General features: G+C 55.9%; 18 protein-coding genes. 10 read left to right on the top strand and 8 right to left on the bottom strand.

What is annotated here, in order from left to right; genetic code table 11:
• The first annotated feature begins 599 nt into the window (after nucleotides 1–599).
• From rpmH to KGP25_RS24370, 9 genes are all read left to right on the top strand, one after another.
• On the top strand, nucleotides 600–740 hold the full coding sequence (gene rpmH / locus KGP25_RS24410; RefSeq protein ID WP_000831330.1) for a 50S ribosomal protein L34: 141 nt from the start codon (nucleotides 600–602) through the stop codon (nucleotides 738–740).
• Between the two features lie 16 nt (nucleotides 741–756).
• Nucleotides 757–1,116 carry a ribonuclease P protein component gene (gene rnpA, locus KGP25_RS24405; RefSeq protein ID WP_024907873.1) on the top strand — a complete coding sequence of 120 codons (360 nt, stop codon included), beginning with the start codon at nucleotides 757–759 and terminating at the stop codon, nucleotides 1,114–1,116.
• Nucleotides 1,080–1,337 (top strand): membrane protein insertion efficiency factor YidD, encoded by a 258-nt coding sequence (gene yidD / locus KGP25_RS24400; protein ID WP_001307474.1) that lies wholly within the window; start codon nucleotides 1,080–1,082, stop codon nucleotides 1,335–1,337. The genes rnpA and yidD overlap by 37 nt, the downstream gene beginning before the upstream one ends.
• 2 nt (nucleotides 1,338–1,339) lie before the next feature.
• Entirely contained in the window at nucleotides 1,340–2,983 is a 1,644-nt protein-coding gene (gene yidC / locus KGP25_RS24395; protein ID WP_023617679.1) for a membrane protein insertase YidC, read from the top strand.
• A gap of 72 nt (nucleotides 2,984–3,055) precedes the next feature.
• On the top strand, nucleotides 3,056–4,420 hold the full coding sequence (gene mnmE, locus KGP25_RS24390; RefSeq protein WP_021242672.1) for a tRNA uridine-5-carboxymethylaminomethyl(34) synthesis GTPase MnmE: 1,365 nt from the start codon (nucleotides 3,056–3,058) through the stop codon (nucleotides 4,418–4,420).
• A 113-nt stretch (nucleotides 4,421–4,533) separates the two neighbouring features.
• Nucleotides 4,534–5,709, top strand: coding sequence for an MFS transporter (locus KGP25_RS24385; RefSeq protein ID WP_223539732.1), 1,176 nt, complete (start codon nucleotides 4,534–4,536; stop codon nucleotides 5,707–5,709).
• Complete coding sequence (gene yidZ / locus KGP25_RS24380; protein ID WP_223539731.1) at nucleotides 5,678–6,649, top strand: HTH-type transcriptional regulator YidZ; 972 nt, start codon at nucleotides 5,678–5,680, stop codon at nucleotides 6,647–6,649. The genes KGP25_RS24385 and yidZ overlap by 32 nt, the downstream gene beginning before the upstream one ends.
• Nucleotides 6,650–6,771: 122 nt before the next feature.
• Nucleotides 6,772–7,518 (top strand): 4'-phosphopantetheinyl transferase, encoded by a 747-nt coding sequence (locus KGP25_RS24375; RefSeq protein WP_045909358.1) that lies wholly within the window; start codon nucleotides 6,772–6,774, stop codon nucleotides 7,516–7,518.
• A gap of 36 nt (nucleotides 7,519–7,554) precedes the next feature.
• Entirely contained in the window at nucleotides 7,555–8,121 is a 567-nt protein-coding gene (locus KGP25_RS24370; protein WP_014833835.1) for an NADPH-dependent FMN reductase, read from the top strand.
• Nucleotides 8,122–8,212: 91 nt separating this feature from the next.
• Here the strand turns inward: KGP25_RS24370 and adeP are convergent, their stop codons facing one another.
• Nucleotides 8,213–9,550, bottom strand: coding sequence for an adenine permease AdeP (gene adeP, locus KGP25_RS24365; RefSeq protein ID WP_223540609.1), 1,338 nt, complete (start codon nucleotides 9,548–9,550; stop codon nucleotides 8,213–8,215).
• A gap of 165 nt (nucleotides 9,551–9,715) precedes the next feature.
• Here adeP and yieH point away from each other — a divergent pair, with 165 nt between their 5' ends.
• Nucleotides 9,716–10,381 carry a 6-phosphogluconate phosphatase gene (gene yieH, locus KGP25_RS24360; RefSeq protein WP_032648584.1) on the top strand — a complete coding sequence of 222 codons (666 nt, stop codon included), beginning with the start codon at nucleotides 9,716–9,718 and terminating at the stop codon, nucleotides 10,379–10,381.
• A gap of 31 nt (nucleotides 10,382–10,412) precedes the next feature.
• On the opposite strand, the gene KGP25_RS24355 is transcribed toward yieH, so the two are convergent.
• The 7 genes from KGP25_RS24355 to glmS all read right to left on the bottom strand — a co-directional run bounded on the left by KGP25_RS24355 (nucleotide 10,413) and on the right by glmS (nucleotide 18,463).
• The gene (locus KGP25_RS24355) at nucleotides 10,413–11,588 is read right to left on the bottom strand and encodes an alpha/beta hydrolase-fold protein (protein WP_164712110.1); all 1,176 of its coding nucleotides are present in this window, start codon (nucleotides 11,586–11,588) and stop codon (nucleotides 10,413–10,415) included.
• 134 nt (nucleotides 11,589–11,722) lie between these two features.
• Complete coding sequence (phoU, locus tag KGP25_RS24350) at nucleotides 11,723–12,448, bottom strand: phosphate signaling complex protein PhoU (RefSeq protein ID WP_008500182.1); 726 nt, start codon at nucleotides 12,446–12,448, stop codon at nucleotides 11,723–11,725.
• Between the two features lie 26 nt (nucleotides 12,449–12,474).
• Nucleotides 12,475–13,248 (bottom strand): phosphate ABC transporter ATP-binding protein PstB, encoded by a 774-nt coding sequence (pstB, locus tag KGP25_RS24345; protein WP_008500183.1) that lies wholly within the window; start codon nucleotides 13,246–13,248, stop codon nucleotides 12,475–12,477.
• 47 nt (nucleotides 13,249–13,295) lie between these two features.
• On the bottom strand, nucleotides 13,296–14,186 hold the full coding sequence (pstA, locus tag KGP25_RS24340) for a phosphate ABC transporter permease PstA (RefSeq protein WP_024907882.1): 891 nt from the start codon (nucleotides 14,184–14,186) through the stop codon (nucleotides 13,296–13,298).
• Entirely contained in the window at nucleotides 14,186–15,145 is a 960-nt protein-coding gene (gene pstC, locus KGP25_RS24335) for a phosphate ABC transporter permease PstC (RefSeq protein WP_023309793.1), read from the bottom strand. Before pstC ends, pstA begins: the two co-directional genes overlap by 1 nt.
• A 126-nt stretch (nucleotides 15,146–15,271) precedes the next feature.
• Nucleotides 15,272–16,312, bottom strand: coding sequence for a phosphate ABC transporter substrate-binding protein PstS (gene pstS / locus KGP25_RS24330; protein ID WP_223539730.1), 1,041 nt, complete (start codon nucleotides 16,310–16,312; stop codon nucleotides 15,272–15,274).
• A gap of 321 nt (nucleotides 16,313–16,633) precedes the next feature.
• Nucleotides 16,634–18,463 (bottom strand): glutamine--fructose-6-phosphate transaminase (isomerizing), encoded by a 1,830-nt coding sequence (gene glmS, locus KGP25_RS24325; RefSeq protein WP_223539728.1) that lies wholly within the window; start codon nucleotides 18,461–18,463, stop codon nucleotides 16,634–16,636.
• Between the last annotated feature and the right edge of the window lie 17 nt (nucleotides 18,464–18,480).

Raw genomic sequence — 18,480 nt, 5'->3', positions numbered from 1 at the left:
GGCGGACTCCACTCGAACAATAAAAGAAAACTATTGAATATTCATGATTGTTGGCGCACATCGGCATGACCCTGTGTAAAGGGGGACGTGCGAATTGCTATCTGCAATTTATCCTGACCAGGATCCTGGGATCCCGATCGGGACCGCGGATCATAGCCTAAACTGAGCCAGAGATCTTCTGTTTCTCACAGATTCTTCCCGATTTATCCACAGGAAGATCAGAAACCGGTTAAGTGTAAACGATCCTGGCGCGAGTGCCCCACGATTTAGCCCGCATATTGGAAAAATTAATGAGCACAGACAATTTATTGCTTAAATGATCTAACGAAGATCCGGGACGATCCTTGCGCTTTGTCGGTGAGCCCGTATAATCCTCGACCCGGCGCGTGATGCTCATCTTCCTGCGTCGTCCGTTGCTCATTTTCCACGCGAAAACGTGCGGAAATACGCGGGAAATAAGGAAAGAGAATTGACTCCGGAGTGTACAATTATTACAATCCGGCCTCTTTAATCACCCACGCTGAGGCGTTAGTCGTTCGAAACTCGTTCGGGTATACGCAAAAGTCAGTGAATTTATTCAAGTTTAGGTAGAAATCGCCATGAAACGCACTTTTCAACCGTCTGTACTGAAGCGCAACCGTTCTCACGGCTTCCGTGCTCGTATGGCTACTAAAAATGGTCGTCAGGTTCTGGCACGTCGTCGTGCTAAAGGCCGCGCTCGTCTGACCGTTTCCAAGTAATAAAGCTAACCCCTGAGTGGTTAAGCTAGCATTTCCCAGGGAGTTACGTTTGTTAACTCCCGCTCATTTCACTTTCGTCTTCCAGCAGCCACAACGGGCTGGCACGCCGCAAATCACCATCCTCGGCCGCCAAAATTCGCTGGGGCATCCCCGCATCGGTCTCACAGTCGCCAAGAAAAATGTTAAGCGTGCGCATGAACGCAATCGGATTAAACGTCTGACGCGTGAAAGCTTCCGTTTACGTCAGCACGAACTGCCTTCAATGGATTTCGTGGTGGTGGCGAAGAAAGGGGTTGCCGACCTCGATAACCGTGCTCTCTCGGAAGCGTTGGAAAAATTATGGCGCCGCCACTGTCGCCTGGCTCACGGGTCCTGATAGCCCTCATTCGGGTCTATCAACGCCTGATTAGTCCGCTACTCGGGCCGCACTGCCGTTTCACACCAACATGCTCAAGCTACGGAATTGAGGCATTGCGCAGGTTTGGAGTGATAAAAGGCAGTTGGTTGACGGTGAAACGCGTATTAAAATGCCACCCTTTACACCCAGGTGGAGACGACCCCGTCCCCCCAGGACCCTTTGATACCAGAGAACACTAACGATGGATTCGCAACGCAATCTTCTTATCATCGCTTTGTTGTTCGTGTCTTTCATGATCTGGCAGGCGTGGGAGCAGGATAAAAATCCTCAACCACAACAGCAGGTCACGCAGACAACGACCACCGCAGCGGGTAGCGCCGCCGACCAGGGCGTACCGGCCAGTGGCCAGGGGAAACAGATTACGGTTAAGACCGATGTGCTTGAGCTGACTATCAACACCCGTGGTGGTGATGTTGAGCAGGCGCTGCTGTTAACCTACCCGAAAGAGCTGAAGTCTAACGAACCGTTCCAGTTACTGGAAACCACGCCTGAGTTTATCTACCAGGCGCAGAGCGGCCTGACCGGTCGTGATGGCCCGGATAACCCGGCTAACGGTGCGCGTCCACTGTATAACGTCGAGAACGACACCTTTGTGCTGGCTGATGGTCAGAACGAACTCGTGATCCCGATGACGTACACCGACGCCGCAGGCAACACCTTCACCAAAACCTTCACCCTGAAGCGCGGTGAATATGCGGTGAACGTGGGCTACAGCGTACAGAACGCCAGTGCGAAACCGCTGGAGCTGTCGACCTTTGGCCAGCTGAAGCAGTCCATCAATCTGCCGTCACACCGTGACACCGGAAGCAGCAACTTTGCGCTGCATACCTTCCGTGGCGCGGCGTACTCCACGCCTGACGCGAAGTACGAGAAATACAAATTCGACACCATTGCCGATAACGAAAACCTGAACGTCAGCGCTAAAGGCGGTTGGGTGGCGATGCTGCAGCAGTATTTCGCAACGGCATGGGTGCCAAATAACGACGGTACCAACAACTTCTACACCGCGAACCTGGGTAACGGTCTTGCCGCCATCGGCTACAAATCTCAGCCGGTTCTGGTACAGCCGGGTCAAACTGGTAAGCTGGCAAGCACCCTGTGGGTTGGCCCGGAAATTCAGGACAAAATGGCCGCTGTTGCGCCGCACCTGGATCTGACCGTGGATTACGGCTGGTTGTGGTTCATCTCTCAGCCGCTGTTTAAGCTGCTGAAGTTCATCCACAGCTTCCTGGGTAACTGGGGCTTCTCCATCATCGTTATCACCTTCATCGTTCGTGGCATCATGTACCCGCTGACCAAAGCGCAGTACACCTCCATGGCGAAGATGCGCATGCTGCAGCCGAAGATTCAGGCAATGCGTGAGCGTCTGGGCGATGACAAACAGCGTCAGAGCCAGGAGATGATGGCCCTGTATAAAGCAGAGAAAGTGAACCCACTGGGTGGTTGCTTCCCGCTGCTGATTCAGATGCCAATCTTCCTTGCGCTGTACTACATGCTGATGGGTTCCGTTGAGCTGCGCCACGCGCCGTTCGCACTGTGGATCCATGACCTGTCCGCACAGGACCCATACTACATCCTGCCGATCCTGATGGGCGTGACGATGTTCTTCATCCAGAAGATGTCGCCGACCACCGTGACCGACCCGATGCAGCAGAAGATCATGACCTTTATGCCGGTCATCTTCACCGTGTTCTTCCTGTGGTTCCCGTCAGGTCTGGTGCTGTACTATATCGTCAGCAACCTGGTGACCATTATCCAGCAGCAGCTGATTTACCGTGGTCTGGAAAAACGTGGCCTGCATAGCCGCGAAAAGAAAAAGTCCTGATCCGATAAGTTAACGCTAAAATAAGGGCGGTCGATTGACCGCCTTTTTTATTTGTATTGAACGAGAGCAACCATGAGCCATAACGACACTATCGTCGCCCAGGCAACCCCACCGGGACGCGGCGGTGTAGGCATTCTGCGCATCTCCGGCCTGAAGGCGCGCGAGGTCGCTGAAGCGGTACTGGGTAAGCTGCCAAAGCCGCGCTACGCTGATTACCTGCCGTTTAAAGATACCGACGGCACGCCGCTGGACCAGGGCATTGCGCTGTGGTTCCCCGGCCCGAACTCCTTTACCGGTGAAGACGTGCTGGAGCTGCAGGGCCACGGCGGCCCGGTTATCCTCGACCTGCTGTTAAAACGGATCCTGACCCTGCCGGGCCTGCGCATTGCGAAGCCGGGCGAGTTCTCCGAACGTGCCTTCCTCAACGACAAGCTCGACCTGGCGCAGGCGGAGGCGATTGCAGACCTGATCGACGCCAGTTCTGAACAGGCGGCCCGCTCCGCCCTGAACTCGCTACAGGGGGCATTCTCCGCGCGTGTGAATCACCTTGTGGAAGCACTTACTCACCTACGCATCTACGTGGAAGCGGCTATCGACTTCCCGGATGAGGAGATCGATTTTCTCTCTGACGGTAAAATTGAAGCCCAGCTCAACCAGGTGATGGCCGATCTCGACGCCGTTCGCGCCGAAGCGCGCCAGGGCAGCCTGCTGCGCGAAGGGATGAAGGTGGTGATTGCCGGACGCCCTAACGCCGGGAAATCAAGCCTGCTGAACGCCCTGGCGGGCCGTGAAGCGGCAATCGTGACCGACATTGCCGGTACCACTCGCGACGTGCTGCGCGAGCACATCCACATCGACGGCATGCCGCTGCACATCATCGATACCGCCGGTCTGCGCGATGCCAGCGACGAGGTTGAGCGCATCGGTATCGAACGCGCCTGGCAGGAGATCGAGCAGGCCGACCGCGTGCTGTTTATGGTGGACGGCACCACGACCGATGCCGTTGACCCGGCGGAGATCTGGCCGGACTTTATCGCCCGTCTGCCGGCTAAACTGCCGATCACCGTGGTGCGTAACAAAGCGGACGTGACCGGCGAAACGCTCGGTATCAGCGATGTGAATGGTCACTCACTGATTCGCCTGTCGGCACGGACCGGTGAAGGCGTGGACGACCTGCGTAACCATCTCAAGCAGAGCATGGGCTTTGACACCAGCATGGAAGGCGGCTTCCTCGCGCGTCGCCGTCACCTTCAGGCACTGGAAGAGGCGGCGAACCATCTCGTTCAGGGTAAAGCGCAGCTGATCGGCGCGTGGGCGGGTGAACTGCTGGCGGAAGAGCTGCGTCTGGCGCAGCAGAATCTGAGCGAGATCACCGGGGAGTTTACCTCGGACGATCTGCTGGGAAGGATCTTCTCGAGCTTCTGTATTGGTAAGTAATATTCCCGCTAATCCATGGTGATTTCCTCCAGGGAAATCACCATTGTCCAAATGGCAACTCGCCTATTCCCTTTTCACCCCCTATCCTGCATGCCTGCATCTATGGGGGGTTTATGGCGCGTTTTCTGTTTTGTAGTTTCGCATTAGTTCTGCTTTATCCGTCCGGTATTGATATGTATCTGGTGGGATTACCGCATATCGCCCGCGATCTGGGCGCCAGCGAAGCGCAGCTGCATATTGCGTTTTCGGCCTACCTCGCGGGGATGGCGTCGTCGATGGTCTTTGCCGGGAAGATCGCGGATAAAGCAGGCCGTCAGCCTGTCGCTATCGCCGGAGCCATCGTTTTTGCCCTGGCGTCCCTTCTTTGTTCACAGGCGCAAAACAGCACCGTGTTTCTGACCGGGCGCTTTATCCAGGGCATCGGGGCGGGCGGTTGCTACGTGGTGGCGTTTGCCATTTTGCGCGACACCTTAAGCGCCCAGCGTCGCGCCAAAGTGCTGTCGATGCTGAACGGCATTACCTGCATCATCCCGGTGCTGGCCCCGGTCGTGGGCTATCTGATCATGCTGAAATTCCCGTGGCAGAGCCTGTTCTGGACCATGGCGGCGATGGGCGCGCTGGTGTTTATCCTGTCGATCGCCGTGCTGAAAGAGACCCACCCGGGCTCGCGGAATACCGGCCATACCGCAACCATTCACCCGGCAGAGAAGCTTCTCAACCGCTTTTTCCTTAGCCGTCTGGCCGTGACCACGTTAAGCGTGGCGGTGATCCTGACCTATGTAAACGTTTCCCCGGTGTTGCTGATGGAGACCATGGGCTTCGATCGCGGTGAGTATTCCACGGTAATGGCATTAACCGCTCTGGTCAGTATGGCTGTGTCGTTCTCCACCCCGTTTGCGCTGAATATCTTCCGCCAGCGCACGCTGATGCTGGCCTCACAGGTTTTATTCCTCGCCGCAGGCGCGATTCTGGCGACCACCAGCTCACATGCGGTGATGCTGGTGGGCATTACGCTCATTTGCGCCGGGTTCTCGGTTGGCTTTGGCGTGGCGATGAGCCAGGCGCTTGGTCCCTTCTCGCTGCGGGCAGGCGTGGCCAGCTCGGTGCTGGGTATCGCGCAGGTCTGCGGCTCGTCGCTGTGGATTTGGCTGGCGGCAGTCATCGGGCTTAACGCGCTGAATATGCTGATCGGGGTTCTGATTGGCTGTAGCATACTCTGCATTACCTTACTTATGGTCATCCAGCCCGCGGCGCACTATGAAGAAGCCCATCAGCAGTCTCGATCTTAACCTGTTGCTCTGCCTGCAGCTTTTGCTGCAGGAGCGCAGCGTTACCAAAGCGGCGAAGCGGATGAACGTGACGCCGTCAGCGGTGAGCAAATCGCTGGCTAAGCTGCGCGACTGGTTCGATGATCCGCTGTTTGTCAAAACGCCGCTAGGGCTGCTGCCGACGCCGCTGACGGTGAGCCTGGAGCAGGATCTGACTGACTGGATGCAAATTGGCAACCAGATCCTCGATAAATTCCACCATGACTCTCCGGGCGGGCTGACGTTCGTGCTGGCCGCGGAAACGCCGCTGATGCTGATCCGCTTCAATACCCTGCTGGAGCAGGTGAACCAGCGCTATCCGCAGGCGACGGTGAAAATGCGCCAGTGGGATTACGACTCGCTGGACGCGATTACGCGTGGCGAGGTGGATTTGGGCTTCACCGGGCGTGAAACGCATCCGCGATCCCGCGAGCTGCTTAAGCTGATGCCGTGGTTTATCGACTACGAAATCCTGTTCAGCGACCGCCCCTGCGTCTATCTGCGCGAGGATCATCCGGCGCTTCAGCAAGAGTGGAATCTGGAGACCTTCCTGCGCTATCCCCATATCAGCATCTTCTGGGAACGCAGCGATACCTGGGCGCTGGATGAGGTGCTAAAGGAGATGGGACGCGAGCGCACGATCGCCATGAGCCTGCCGGGCTTCGAACAGGCGATGTTTATGGCGGCGCAGCCCGGCCATCACTATATCGCCACCGCCCCGCACTACTGTCACCACTACAATGAACTCCACCAGCGGAAGCTGATCGCCCTTCCCATTCCGATTGATGAGGAGCAGGCGGAAAAATTGACCGTGCCCTTCACGCTGATCTGGCATAAACGGAACAGCCACAATCCAAAAATCCTCTGGCTGCGGGAGACCATCAAGGCGCTGTACGGTGCGAGCGATCCAATTTTTGCCTAAGAAAATGTAAAGTTCGGTCCTAAGGCTTCTCTTACGCCCATTTACTGATTAAAACAGGAGGCAAGTTAAGCGATAATCATGTAACCGTTTAACCGATTACGACCATTATCAAGGAGCGAAAAATGGCTACGCACTTTGCAAGAGGGATACTGACAGAAGGACGTCTCGTATCGGCAAGAATTTCTTCAGCCTGTCACCGTGAAGCACTCACGCTTCCGGAGCACCGCAGGTCGCGGTTTTTAGCGTCCCGGGCGCTTCTCGCGGAACTGCTGTTTATGCTGTACGGCACCAGCGAGCTGCCGGATATCATTACCCAGCCAGAAGGCCGTCCGGTCTTTGCTGACCCGGATCTCCCTCGTTTTTCCATTGCCTACACGGGCAATATCATTGGCGTCGCGCTAACCACCGAGGGGGACTGTGGGCTCGATATGGAACTTCAGCGTGCGACGCGCAGCTTCCATGGCGCTAATGCGCATGAAGACTATCCGCTCTCCAGCAATGAGAAGCTGTGGGTACGCAACCAGAACGATCCTGTCGAAGCCAGAGCGCAGCTCATTACCTTGCGCCAGAGCATTCGTAAGCTCTGCGGATGTGCCTCAGACGACGCCAGCCTGCTGCAGCTGTTGCCAGGCTCTGGACGTCTGCGCGCCACCCAGGCCACGCTGGTAGAAGCGCTCTGCGACGCTGAGGATGTGCTCATTTGGTCCATCGCGGTGACCCCCGCCATCGAACGCATGAAAATCTGGGAATTTGACAGTCAACAGGGATGGCGTAGCCTTCCTGATGTGCCCGAGCGCGCCAACGAGCCCGCCGCACGTCTGATGCGATTAACCAGTTTACCGGCAGAAAAAGCATTTACCCTAAGCTGATCCAATCAGGGTCATCATGATGAAACAGGAGTAATCATGTCTGATACGTTGAAAGTCGTTACGTTACTGGGAAGCCTGCGCAAAGGTTCATTTAACGGGATGGTCGCCCGCACGCTGCCACAGCTGGCGCCTGCAGGTATGGAAATTAGCGCCCTGCCGTCTATTGGCGATATTCCGCTTTATGATGCTGACGTACAGCAGGAAGAAGGGTTCCCGCAGAGCGTTGAAGCGCTGGCCGAACAGATCCGCCAGGCTGACGGCGTGGTTATCGTCACGCCAGAGTACAACTACTCTGTACCCGGTGGTCTGAAGAATGCCATCGACTGGCTGTCCCGTTTACCTGAGCAGCCGCTGTCAGGCAAACCGGTGCTGATCCAGACCAGCTCCATGGGCGCGATTGGCGGCGCGCGCTGCCAGTATCACCTGCGTCAGATCCTGGTCTTCCTCGATGCGATGGTGATGAACAAGCCGGAATTTATGGGCGGAGTGATTCAGAACAAGGTCGACCCGCAAACGGGTGAGGTGGTGGATCAGAGCACGCGCGACCATCTCTCTGGCCAGCTGACGGCGTTCGGGGATTATATTAAGCGGGTTAAAGCCTGATAAAAAAGCCCGGTGGCGCTAGCGCTTACCGGGCCTACACTCGTCAGTAGGTCAGGTAAGCGAAGCGCCACCTGACACCACAAACCGCACCTTAGTGCGCGTCAATAAACACAATCTTCAGCACAAACAGCAGCGCCACAACGATGACGCACGGGCTGAGGTCGCGGAAACGACCGGTACCGATCTTCATTACGCAGTAAGAGATAAAGCCCAGCGCGATACCTTCGGTAATCGAGAAGCTGAACGGCATCATCACGGCGGTAATAAACGCCGGCACCGCTTCGGTTAAATCATCCCACTTCACGCGAGACAGGCTGGAGGTCATCAGCACCCCCACGTAGATCAGCGCACCCGCCGTCGCGTACGGAGGCACCATGCCCGCCAGTGGCGAGAGGAAGATCACCAGCAGGAACAGAATACCCACCACAACCGCCGTCAGGCCGGTACGGCCACCCACAGAAACCCCGGAAGAGGATTCAATGTAAGCGGTAACAGACGAGGTTCCGATAAATGAGCCGGTCACAGAGGAGATACTGTCCACAAACAGCGCCTGCTTCATGCGCGGGAATTTCCCTTTCTCATCAGCCAGACCCGCTTTGTCGGTCACGCCAATCAGCGTACCGGAAGAGTCGAACAGGTTCACCAGCATGAAGGAGAAAATCACGCCCGCCAGGCCCAGGTTCAGGGAACCCGCCAGATCAACATGGCCAACAACGGTAGAGACGCTCGGTGGCGCGGAAACGATGCCGTTATAGTGAACGTCGCCCAGCATCCAGCCCAGCAGCGTGGTCACCACAATGGACACCAGCACCGCCGCATGAATATTGCGGGAAGCCAGGATCGCGATGATAAAGAATCCCAGCACGCCCAGCAGCACGTTATGAGAGGTCAGGTGACCGATGCTCACCAGCGTATCCGGGTTCGCCACGATAACACCGGCGTTTTTCAGCCCCATCATCCCGATAAACAGACCGATACCACTGGTAATGCCCACGCGCAGGCTCACGGGGATGTTCGCAATCATCCAGTAACGCACGCGGAAAATGGTCAGCAGCAGCAGGCCAACCGCGCCCCAGAAGATGGCGCCCATACCCACCTGCCACGGCAGACCCATCGCCTGAACCACCACGAAGGCAAAGAACGCATTCAGACCCATCGCCGGGGCCAGCGCGACCGGCAGGTTAGCGAACACGCCCATCAGAATGCTGCCAAGGGCTGCGATCAGACAGGTTGTTACGAAGACGGCGCTGGTATCCATGCCAGCAACGCCCAGAATTTGAGGGTTAACAAAAACGATATAGACCATCGTCAGGAAGGTGGTGAAACCGGCGATCACTTCGGTACGTGCCGTCGTGCCGTGCTCGCGCAGTTTAAACACGCGCTCAAGCAGACCCTGACCAGATGTCTGGGTAGTGTGTTGTTGACTCATCATCAATTTCCGAACAAGGAGGGAAAATTCGTCGCTATCCTATACCAAAATGCGACAATAGTGGCGGTTACGTGATACTTTTTTCATTGAATTTGCTTATACGGCAACGATTGCGTTCCGGTGAACTGCCGTACGTAAACGTTAAACTGGTTAAAAGGGAAAGGCATGTCCGGAATTGAAGCGGTATTTTTCGACTGCGACGGTACGCTGGTCGACAGTGAGGTCATTTGTTCCCGCGCGTATGTGGCCATGTTCCAGGAATTTGGCATTACGCTGGAACTCGAAGAGGTGTTTAAACGCTTTAAGGGCGTGAAGCTCTACGAGATCATCGACATCATTAACGAAGAACACGGCGTCGTTCTTGAGAAGGCGGCTCTGGAACCGGTGTACCGCGCCGAGGTTGCACGCCTGTTCGATTCGGAGCTGGAGGTGATTCCGGGCGCAAACGCGCTGCTGGATGCCATGACGGTGCCGATCTGCGTGGTCTCCAACGGTCCGGTCAGCAAAATGCAGCACTCGCTGGGCAAGCTTGAGATGTTGCACCACTTCCCGGAAAAACTGTTCAGCGGCTACGATATCCAGCGCTGGAAGCCGGACCCGGCACTGATGTTCCATGCGGCAAAGGCGATGAACGTTAACGTAGAGAACTGCATTCTGGTGGATGACTCGTCTGCGGGCGCGCAGTCGGGGATTGATGCGGGAATGGAGGTGTTTTACTTCTGCGCCGACCCGCACAACAAGCCGATCGATCATCCCAAAGTCACGACCTTCACCGATCTGGCGCAGCTACCCGCGCTGTGGAAGGCCCGCGGGTGGGATATTACGCGTTAAGCAGACCCTCCCGGCAGGGAGGGCGACAGGTTTATCTGAAGAGCTTTTGAACAAACTCAGCATAGGCCGGACGCCAGACATCCATTTCGTGATTCAGACCGGGGTACATTTTATAGTCGAATTTGATGCCCTGCTTTTCCAGCTCCGCTTTCAGACCGGCGATATCTTTGCCGGTCACCGAATCGCGCTCTCCCACGACGACGGTGAAGTTATGCAGCTGACGGTTAATGGCCTCCGGCTGCTTAAAGCGTGCGGCCACGCCGTCGTCAGGCACGGTTGTTGTGGTAACGCCGCTGAACGTCCCCAGCCAGCCGAAGCTCTCCAGATGGTTCATACCGGATACGAGCGCCTGATAGCCGCCCTGTGACAACCCCGCCAGCGCCCGGCCGTCAGCATCTTTACGCACGTTGAAGCGTGTATCCACCAGCGGAATAATCTCGCTCATCAGTTCACGGTCTGCGGCTTTCGCATTAAGCGGGTAGAAGGATTTCCGGCGTTCTGCCGGGGGGAAATTCTCGGGAATGGCCTCAGCGCTCTCCGTCTCGGTGTCGGGAACGACCACCAGCATCGGTTTTATTTTCCCCTCGGCCATCAGGTTATCCATCATTTGCGGCAGGCGGCCCTGATCGATTGCCGAGAGCCCGGTATCCCCAAAGCCATGGTAGAAGTAGAGCACCGGTAGAGGTTCCCCTCTGCCGTTGTAGCCAGGGGGAGTCCATACATAAACGCGGCGCTCTGACTTGAGTGACGGCGAGTGCCAGGTCAGGGTGGTGAGATCGCCATGCGGTACGGCACGATCGTCGAGAATGCTGCCCGGAACCAGAATCAGGCTGGTGTTCACCTGCCGCTGAGGTTTTTGATAACGGCTTCCCGTGTCGACTGAACGGAAACCATCGATGTCGAAATAATATTCGTAGAGATTCGGGGCCATCGGCTCACTTTTCCATGTCCAGACGCCATTTTTCTCTTTCGTCATATCATGGGAAACCTGGGTTTCAGGCATTGACCCCGTCACCACGGAGACTCGCGTTGCGCCGGGCGCAAACAGGCGAAACGTAATGCTTTTATCCGCATTGACCTGCGTCACATAGCGGCTGACCGGGGTAGCCGGGTCGGGTGTCGCTGGCAACGGTGCGGCAATCACGTTTGTTCCAGCACCGATCCCGATGCTGATAGCCATCGCCAGGCATGCTAATGAATTTTTCATATCCCATCCTTTGCTGTTTTTTTCGTCTCACGTTAGCGCGTTTCGAACGTCAGGCAACGGATGAAGGGGAGAATTGTGATTACTATAGAAATAATAACGCCGGTAAGTACCGGCGTTATTATCAGATGACAGGATTACTCTTTCGGATCTTTACCCGCCAGAAGCTTGTCCAGCTCGTCGCCGCCCACGTGACGGAAGTCCTGACCCTTCACGAAGTAGAAAATGTATTCGCAAATGTTCTGGCAGCGGTCGCCGATACGCTCGATGGAGCGCGCGCAGAACAGGGCCGTCAGTACGCTTGGGATCGTACGGGAATCTTCCATCATGTAGGTCATCAGCTGACGCACGATGCCTTCATACTCCTGATCGACCTTCTTATCTTCACGGTAGATACGCACCGCTTCGTCCAGATCCATACGCGCAAAGGCATCCAGCACGTCGTGCAGCATCTGCACGGTGTGGCGGCCCAGCGACTCCAGGCTGACCAGCAGCGGCTGATGCTGCTGAGAGAACTTCTCCAGCGCGGTGCGGCAGATTTTATCGGCGACGTCACCGATACGTTCCAGCTCGGCGATGGTTTTGATGATCGCCATCACCAGACGCAGGTCGCTCGCCGTCGGCTGACGCTTCGCGATAATGCGCACGCAGGCTTCGTCGATAGCCACTTCCATCATGTTGACGTTTTTATCGCCTTCAATGACGCGCTTCGCCAGCTCGCTGTCCTGGTTGTGCATCGCCGTAATCGCATCAGAAAGCTGCTGCTCGACCATGCCGCCCATGGTCATCACCTGGGTGCGAATGCTTTCCAGCTCTGCGTTGAACTGGCCGGAAATGTGTTTATTAAGATTGAGGTTGTCCATGGTTTCTCCACATGCACTAAGGCAAATCAACCGTAGCGGCCAGTAATATAATCTTCGGTTTGTTTCTTCGCGGGCTTAGTGAACAGATCGTCCGTGTTACTGAACTCAATCAATTCACCCAGGTACATAAACGCCGTGTGATCGGAACAACGTGCAGCCTGCTGCATGTTGTGGGTCACGATAACCACGGTGTAATCCTGCTTCAGCTCGGTGATCAGTTCTTCAATACGACCGGTTGAAATCGGGTCCAGCGCTGAACACGGCTCATCCAGCAGCAACACTTCCGGGCGAATCGCAATACCGCGCGCAATGCACAGACGCTGCTGCTGACCACCGGAGAGAGAGTACCCGCTCTGGTGCAACTTATCTTTGGTTTCGTTCCATAATGCGGCCTTGGTCAAAGCCCACTGCACGCGCTCATCCATATCGGCACGGGAGAGCTTTTCAAACAGGCGAACGCCAAAGGCGATGTTGTCATAAATGGACATCGGGAACGGCGTGGGTTTCTGGAACACCATCCCCACTTTCGCGCGCAGCAGGGCAATATCCTGAGCCTGGGTCAAAATGTTTTCGCCATCGAGGATGATTTCCCCTTCAGCGCGCTGCTCCGGATAGAGCGAATACATTTTGTTAAAGGTACGCAGCAGCGTGGATTTCCCGCAGCCGGACGGACCGATAAATGCCGTGACCTGGTTCTTTGCGATATCCAGGTTGATGTTCTTCAGGGCATGGAATTTGCCGTAGTAGAAGTTCAAATCACGAACCTGAATCTTACCCGGGGCAGTATCAACCATACTCATTGACTCATTTCCTCATTCGGCGCCGCGAGCTGCCGCGCCGTAAAAAATTAACCGTGTTTCTTCTTCGCGAAAATGACGCGCGCCAGAATGTTCAGCAACAGTACGCAAAGGGTAATGATCAGCACCCCGGCCCAGGCCAGCTGCTGCCATTCCGCGAAGGGGCTCATCGCAAATTTAAAGATCGTCACCGGCAGGTTGGCGATCGGCTGCATCATATCCGTGCTCCAGAACTGGTTGGAGAGGGACGTAAACAGCAGCGGTGCCGTTTCACCCGCGATACGCGCCACCGCCAGCAGGATACCGGTCATGATCCCGGAGACCGACGCCTTCAGCGTAATCGCAGAGATCATCTTCCATTTCGGCGTACCCAGCGCGTAAGCCGCTTCACGCAGGCTGTCCGGCACCAGTTTCAGCATGTTCTCGGTGGTTCGAATCACAATCGGCACCTGCAGCAGTGCCAGCGCAATGACGCCCGCCCAGCCGGAGAAGTGTTCCATCTGCGCCACCACCACGGTGTAAACGAACAGACCCACGACGATAGACGGGGCTGACAACAAAATGTCGTTAATGAAGCGAATCACTTCCGCCAGCCAGGATTTACGGCCGTATTCTGCCAGGTAGATCCCCGCCATGATGCCCAGCGGCGTGCCGAAGACCGTCGCCCAGAGGATCAGCAGTCCGCTGCCCGCCAGGGCATTCGCCAGGCCACCACCCGCCGTGTTCGGCGGCGGCGTCATTTCGGTGAACAGCGACAGTGACATTCCGTCAATCCCGCGAACGACCGTCGAGAAGAGGATCCAGACAAGCCAGAACAGGCCGAATGCCATCGTCGCCATAGAGAGCGTCAGGGCAATGCGGTTTTTCATGCGGCGTCTGGCCTGCATTTTGCGGCGGGATTCCGCCAGTTCAGCAGTTGCTTGCATTTCGAGAGTGGCCATTAGCGTGCTCCCTCATTTTTAGCGAGACGCATAATCATCAGCTTGGAAATCGCCAGAACAATGAAGGTAATAACGAACAGAATCAGACCCAGCTCCATCAGCGCCGCGACGTGCAGACCCGATTCCGCTTCCGCAAATTCATTCGCCAGCGCAGAGGTAATACTGTTACCCGGCATATAGAGCGACGCGCTGTCGAGCTGGTAGGTGTTACCGATGATAAAGGTGACCGCCATGGTTTCACCCAGCGCGCGACCTAAGCCCAGCATCACGCCCCCGATCACCCCATTTTTGGTGAACGGAAGGACAATGCGCCAGATCACTTCCCAGGTGGTGCAGCCGATACCGTAGGCCGACTCTTTCATCATCACCGGCGTTTGTTCGAAAACATCGCGCATAACCGCCGCAATGTACGGAATAATCATGATGGCGAGAATCACGCCAGCCGCCAGAATGCCGATACCGAAAGCCGGGCCAGAGAACAGGGCCCCCACAAACGGAATGGCAGAGAGGACGTTACCCACCGGTTCCTGGAAGTACGTGGCGAACAGCGGCGCAAAGATGAACAGGCCCCACATGCCGTAGACGATACTCGGAATAGCTGCCAGCAGTTCGATGGCGATCCCCAGCGGACGACGCAGCCAGCCCGGCGCCAGCTCCGTCAGGAACAGGGCAATACCAAAGCTTACCGGAACCGCAATCAGCAGGGCGATGAACGAGGTCACCAGCGTGCCGTAAATTGGCACCAGGGCACCGTAGATGTCGTTCGGCGCGTCCCACTCTTTGGTCCACAGGAAGGAGAAACCGAATTTCTGGATGCTCGGCCAGGAGGAGAAAATCAGAGACACGATAATGCCGCCCAGCAGCAATAGCACAATCAGCGCAGCCAGTTTGACCAGCGCGCTGAAAATCATGTCACCTTTTTTACCCGGAGGGTTAAATGCAGGCTTGGTTGCAGCCATAAATTACTCTTCTGTTAAACGCGTTTACGAAATCGCCGGGTGGCGCTTGCGCTTACCCGGCCTACAGTCGGAACCGTAGGGCGGGTAAGCGCAAGCGCCACCCGCCATTTTCGTCAGAATGCTAAATTAATACAATGCTTTACCGCTGCTGTCTTTTACGTTGGTTTTCCATGCAGCGCGAATCTGCTCAACCACGTTTTCCGGCAGGGTGGCGTAATCCAGAGCGTTAGCCTGTTTGCCGCCGTTTTTGTATGCCCAGTCGAAGAACTTCAGCACTTCAGCGCCCTGCTCAGGTTTCTTCTGCTCTTTGTGCACCAGGATGAAGGTGGTAGAGGTGATTGGCCATGCACCTTCGCCCTTCTGGTTAGTCAGATCCTGCGCGAAGGATTTGCTCCAGTCAGCGCCTTTGGCAGCGTTAGCAAAGTTCTCTTCGGTCGGGCTAACCGGCTTGCCGTCGGCAGAAACCAGTTTGGTGTAAGACAGGTTGTTCTGCTTCGCGTACGCATACTCTACGTAGCCGATGGAGCCAGGCAGACGCTGTACGAACGCGGCGATACCGTCGTTACCTTTACCGCCCAGACCGGTAGGCCAGTTAACGGTAGAACCGGAGCCGACTTTAGATTTCCACTCTTCGTTCACTTTCGCCAGGTAGCTGGTGAACACGAAAGAGGTACCGGAACCATCCGCGCGGCGAACCACGGCGATGTTCTGAGAAGGTAGCTTCAGGCCTGGGTTGAGCTTAGCGATCGCTTCGTCATCCCATTTTTTGATGTTGCCCAGGTAGATGTCACCCAGCGTTTTGCCGTCCAGCACCAGCTCGCCCGACTTCACGCCCGGCAGGTTGATGGCCAGAACCACGCCACCGATCACGGTAGGGAACTGGAACAGACCTTCCTGAGCCAGTTTGTCATCAGACAGCGGAGCGTCAGACGCGCCGAAATCAACCGTGTTCGCGGTAATTTGTTTCACGCCACCGGAGGAGCCGATACCCTGATAGTTAACCTTGTTACCGGTTTCTTTCTGGTAGGTATCCGCCCATTTGGCATACACCGGCGCAGGGAAGGTTGCACCAGCGCCAGTCAGGCTTGCTTCTGCAAATACAGAGAACGCGCTCAGAGATAAGGTCGCGGCGACAACAGTTGCGACAGTGGTACGCATAACTTTCATAATGTCTCCTGCAAGATTTTCGTAAATCGTTGTTTAGTGGCTACGATGAGCAAAATAGGACAAACAGGTGACAGATAAATGTACGAATTATGACAGTTTTATGACAATGAAAATTTAACTTAAAATTAAACAAAATAAAGCTTAATTTTCATCAAGTTAGCCACTTTTATGACAGGTTGTTTTCAGAAATATTTTCTTTATGTGACACTGAAAAAAGTAGCTGAAGATGACAAATTGTCATTATTAAAAATGAGAAAGGATTGATGAAAAACAAACCAGGCAGGATAAAAAAGCTCCACCCGAAGGTGGAGCCTGAAGGGTTTATTCTACAGTGACCGATTTCGCCAGGTTACGCGGCTGGTCGACGTCGGTGCCTTTGATCAGCGCCACGTGGTAAGCCAGCAGCTGCAGCGGAACGGTGTAGAAGATCGGTGCAATCACCTCTTCCACATGCGGCATCTCGATGATGTGCATGTTGTCGCTGCTGGCGAAACCGGCATCTTTGTCGGCGAAGACGTACAGGACACCGCCGCGGGCGCGCACTTCTTCGATGTTAGATTTCAGTTTTTCCAGCAGTTCGTTGTTGGGTGCCACAACGATGACCGGCATATCGGCGTCAATCAGCGCCAGCGGGCCGTGTTTCAGTTCGCCTGCCGCATAGGCTTCAGCGTGAATATAGGAGATCTCTTTCAGCTTCAGCGCGCCTTCCAGCGCAATCGGATACTGATCGCCACGCCCCAGGAACAGGGCGTGATGCTTGTCAGAGAAATCTTCCGCCAGCACTTCAATGCGTTTGTCCTGAGACAGCATCTGCTCAATACGGCTCGGCAGCGCCTGCAGACCATGAACGATGTCATGCTCAACGGAAGCATCTTCGCCTTTCAGACGCGCCAGCTTCGCCACCAGCATCAGCAGAACGGTCAGCTGAGTGGTAAACGCTTTAGTGGAGGCCACGCCGATTTCGGTACCCGCTTTGGTCATTAGCGCCAGATCGGATTCACGCACCAGGGAAGAGCCCGGGACGTTACAGATGGCCAGAGAGCCCAGGTAACCCAGCTCTTTAGACAGTCGCAGCGCAGCCAGGGTATCCGCCGTTTCACCAGACTGGGAAAGGGTGATCATCAGGCTGTTACGACGCACCGCAGATTTGCGATAGCGGAATTCAGACGCAATTTCCACATCACACGGCACGCCCGCCAGGGATTCAAACCAGTAGCGAGAGACCATACCGGAGTTGTAGGAGGTGCCGCAGGCCACGATCTGAATATGCTCAACCTTGCTGAGCAGTTCGTTCGCGTTTGCGCCCAGCTCGCTCAGATCCACTTCACCGTGGCTGATGCGCCCGGTCAGGGTGTTTTTGATGGCGTTTGGCTGCTCGTAAATCTCTTTCTGCATGTAGTGACGGTAAGCGCCTTTGTCGCCCGCGTCGTACTGCAGGTTAGATTCGATCTCCTGGCGCTTCACCTGCTCGCCTTTGGTATCGAACACGGTCACGCTGCGGCGAGTCACTTCGGCGATATCCCCCTCTTCCAGGAAGATAAAGCGGCGGGTGACCGGCAGGAGCGCCAGCTGGTCAGAGGCGATAAAGTTTTCACCCATGCCCAGACCGATAACCATCGGGCTACCGGAACGCGCGGCCAGCAGCGTGGACGGATCGCGGGAATCCATGATCACCGTACCGTACGCACCGCGCAGCTGAGGGATAGCACGCAGCACCGCATCACGCAGTATGCCGCCCTGCTCCAGCTCCCAGTGCACCAGGTGAGCAATCACTTCGGTGTCCGTTTCAGAGACGAAGGTGTAGCCGCGCGCTTTCAGTGCTTCGCGCAGCGGTTCGTGGTTTTCGATAATGCCGTTGTGCACAACCACGATGTGTTCAGACACATGCGGGTGCGCGTTGCCTTCAGACGGTTCGCCGTGCGTCGCCCAGCGGGTATGCGCAATACCGGTTCCCCCGTGCAGCGGATGTTCTTCCGCGGCCTGGGCCAGCATCTGCACTTTACCGAGACGACGCAGACGGGTCATATGACCTTCTGCATCCACGACAGCCAGACCGGCAGAGTCGTAACCACGGTATTCCAGACGACGTAAACCTTCGAGAAGGATTTCAGCAATATCACGCTGCGCAACTGCGCCAACAATTCCACACATAATTTATATTCCGAATT

This window comes from Enterobacter sp. JBIWA003 (assembly GCF_019968825.1).
In the GTDB taxonomy this organism is placed as follows: Bacteria; Pseudomonadota; Gammaproteobacteria; order Enterobacterales; family Enterobacteriaceae; genus Enterobacter; species Enterobacter quasiroggenkampii.
Note: the sequence above shows the minus strand (reverse complement) of the source record. Positions and strands in the feature narration are given on the sequence as shown.

Coding starts and splice junctions, on each gene's coding strand:
- rpmH (WP_000831330.1), top strand. CDS start 600: ATGAAACGCACTTTTCAACCGTCTGTACTGAAGCGCAACCGTTCTCAC.
- yidD (WP_001307474.1), top strand. CDS start 1,080: ATGGCGCCGCCACTGTCGCCTGGCTCACGGGTCCTGATAGCCCTCATT.
- yidC (WP_023617679.1), top strand. CDS start 1,340: ATGGATTCGCAACGCAATCTTCTTATCATCGCTTTGTTGTTCGTGTCT.
- mnmE (WP_021242672.1), top strand. CDS start 3,056: ATGAGCCATAACGACACTATCGTCGCCCAGGCAACCCCACCGGGACGC.
- KGP25_RS24385 (WP_223539732.1), top strand. CDS start 4,534: ATGGCGCGTTTTCTGTTTTGTAGTTTCGCATTAGTTCTGCTTTATCCG.
- yidZ (WP_223539731.1), top strand. CDS start 5,678: ATGAAGAAGCCCATCAGCAGTCTCGATCTTAACCTGTTGCTCTGCCTG.
- KGP25_RS24375 (WP_045909358.1), top strand. CDS start 6,772: ATGGCTACGCACTTTGCAAGAGGGATACTGACAGAAGGACGTCTCGTA.
- KGP25_RS24370 (WP_014833835.1), top strand. CDS start 7,555: ATGTCTGATACGTTGAAAGTCGTTACGTTACTGGGAAGCCTGCGCAAA.
- adeP (WP_223540609.1), bottom strand. CDS start 9,550: ATGAGTCAACAACACACTACCCAGACATCTGGTCAGGGTCTGCTTGAG.
- yieH (WP_032648584.1), top strand. CDS start 9,716: ATGTCCGGAATTGAAGCGGTATTTTTCGACTGCGACGGTACGCTGGTC.
- KGP25_RS24355 (WP_164712110.1), bottom strand. CDS start 11,588: ATGAAAAATTCATTAGCATGCCTGGCGATGGCTATCAGCATCGGGATC.
- phoU (WP_008500182.1), bottom strand. CDS start 12,448: ATGGACAACCTCAATCTTAATAAACACATTTCCGGCCAGTTCAACGCA.
- pstB (WP_008500183.1), bottom strand. CDS start 13,248: ATGAGTATGGTTGATACTGCCCCGGGTAAGATTCAGGTTCGTGATTTG.
- pstA (WP_024907882.1), bottom strand. CDS start 14,186: ATGGCCACTCTCGAAATGCAAGCAACTGCTGAACTGGCGGAATCCCGC.
- pstC (WP_023309793.1), bottom strand. CDS start 15,145: ATGGCTGCAACCAAGCCTGCATTTAACCCTCCGGGTAAAAAAGGTGAC.
- pstS (WP_223539730.1), bottom strand. CDS start 16,312: ATGAAAGTTATGCGTACCACTGTCGCAACTGTTGTCGCCGCGACCTTA.
- glmS (WP_223539728.1), bottom strand. CDS start 18,463: ATGTGTGGAATTGTTGGCGCAGTTGCGCAGCGTGATATTGCTGAAATC.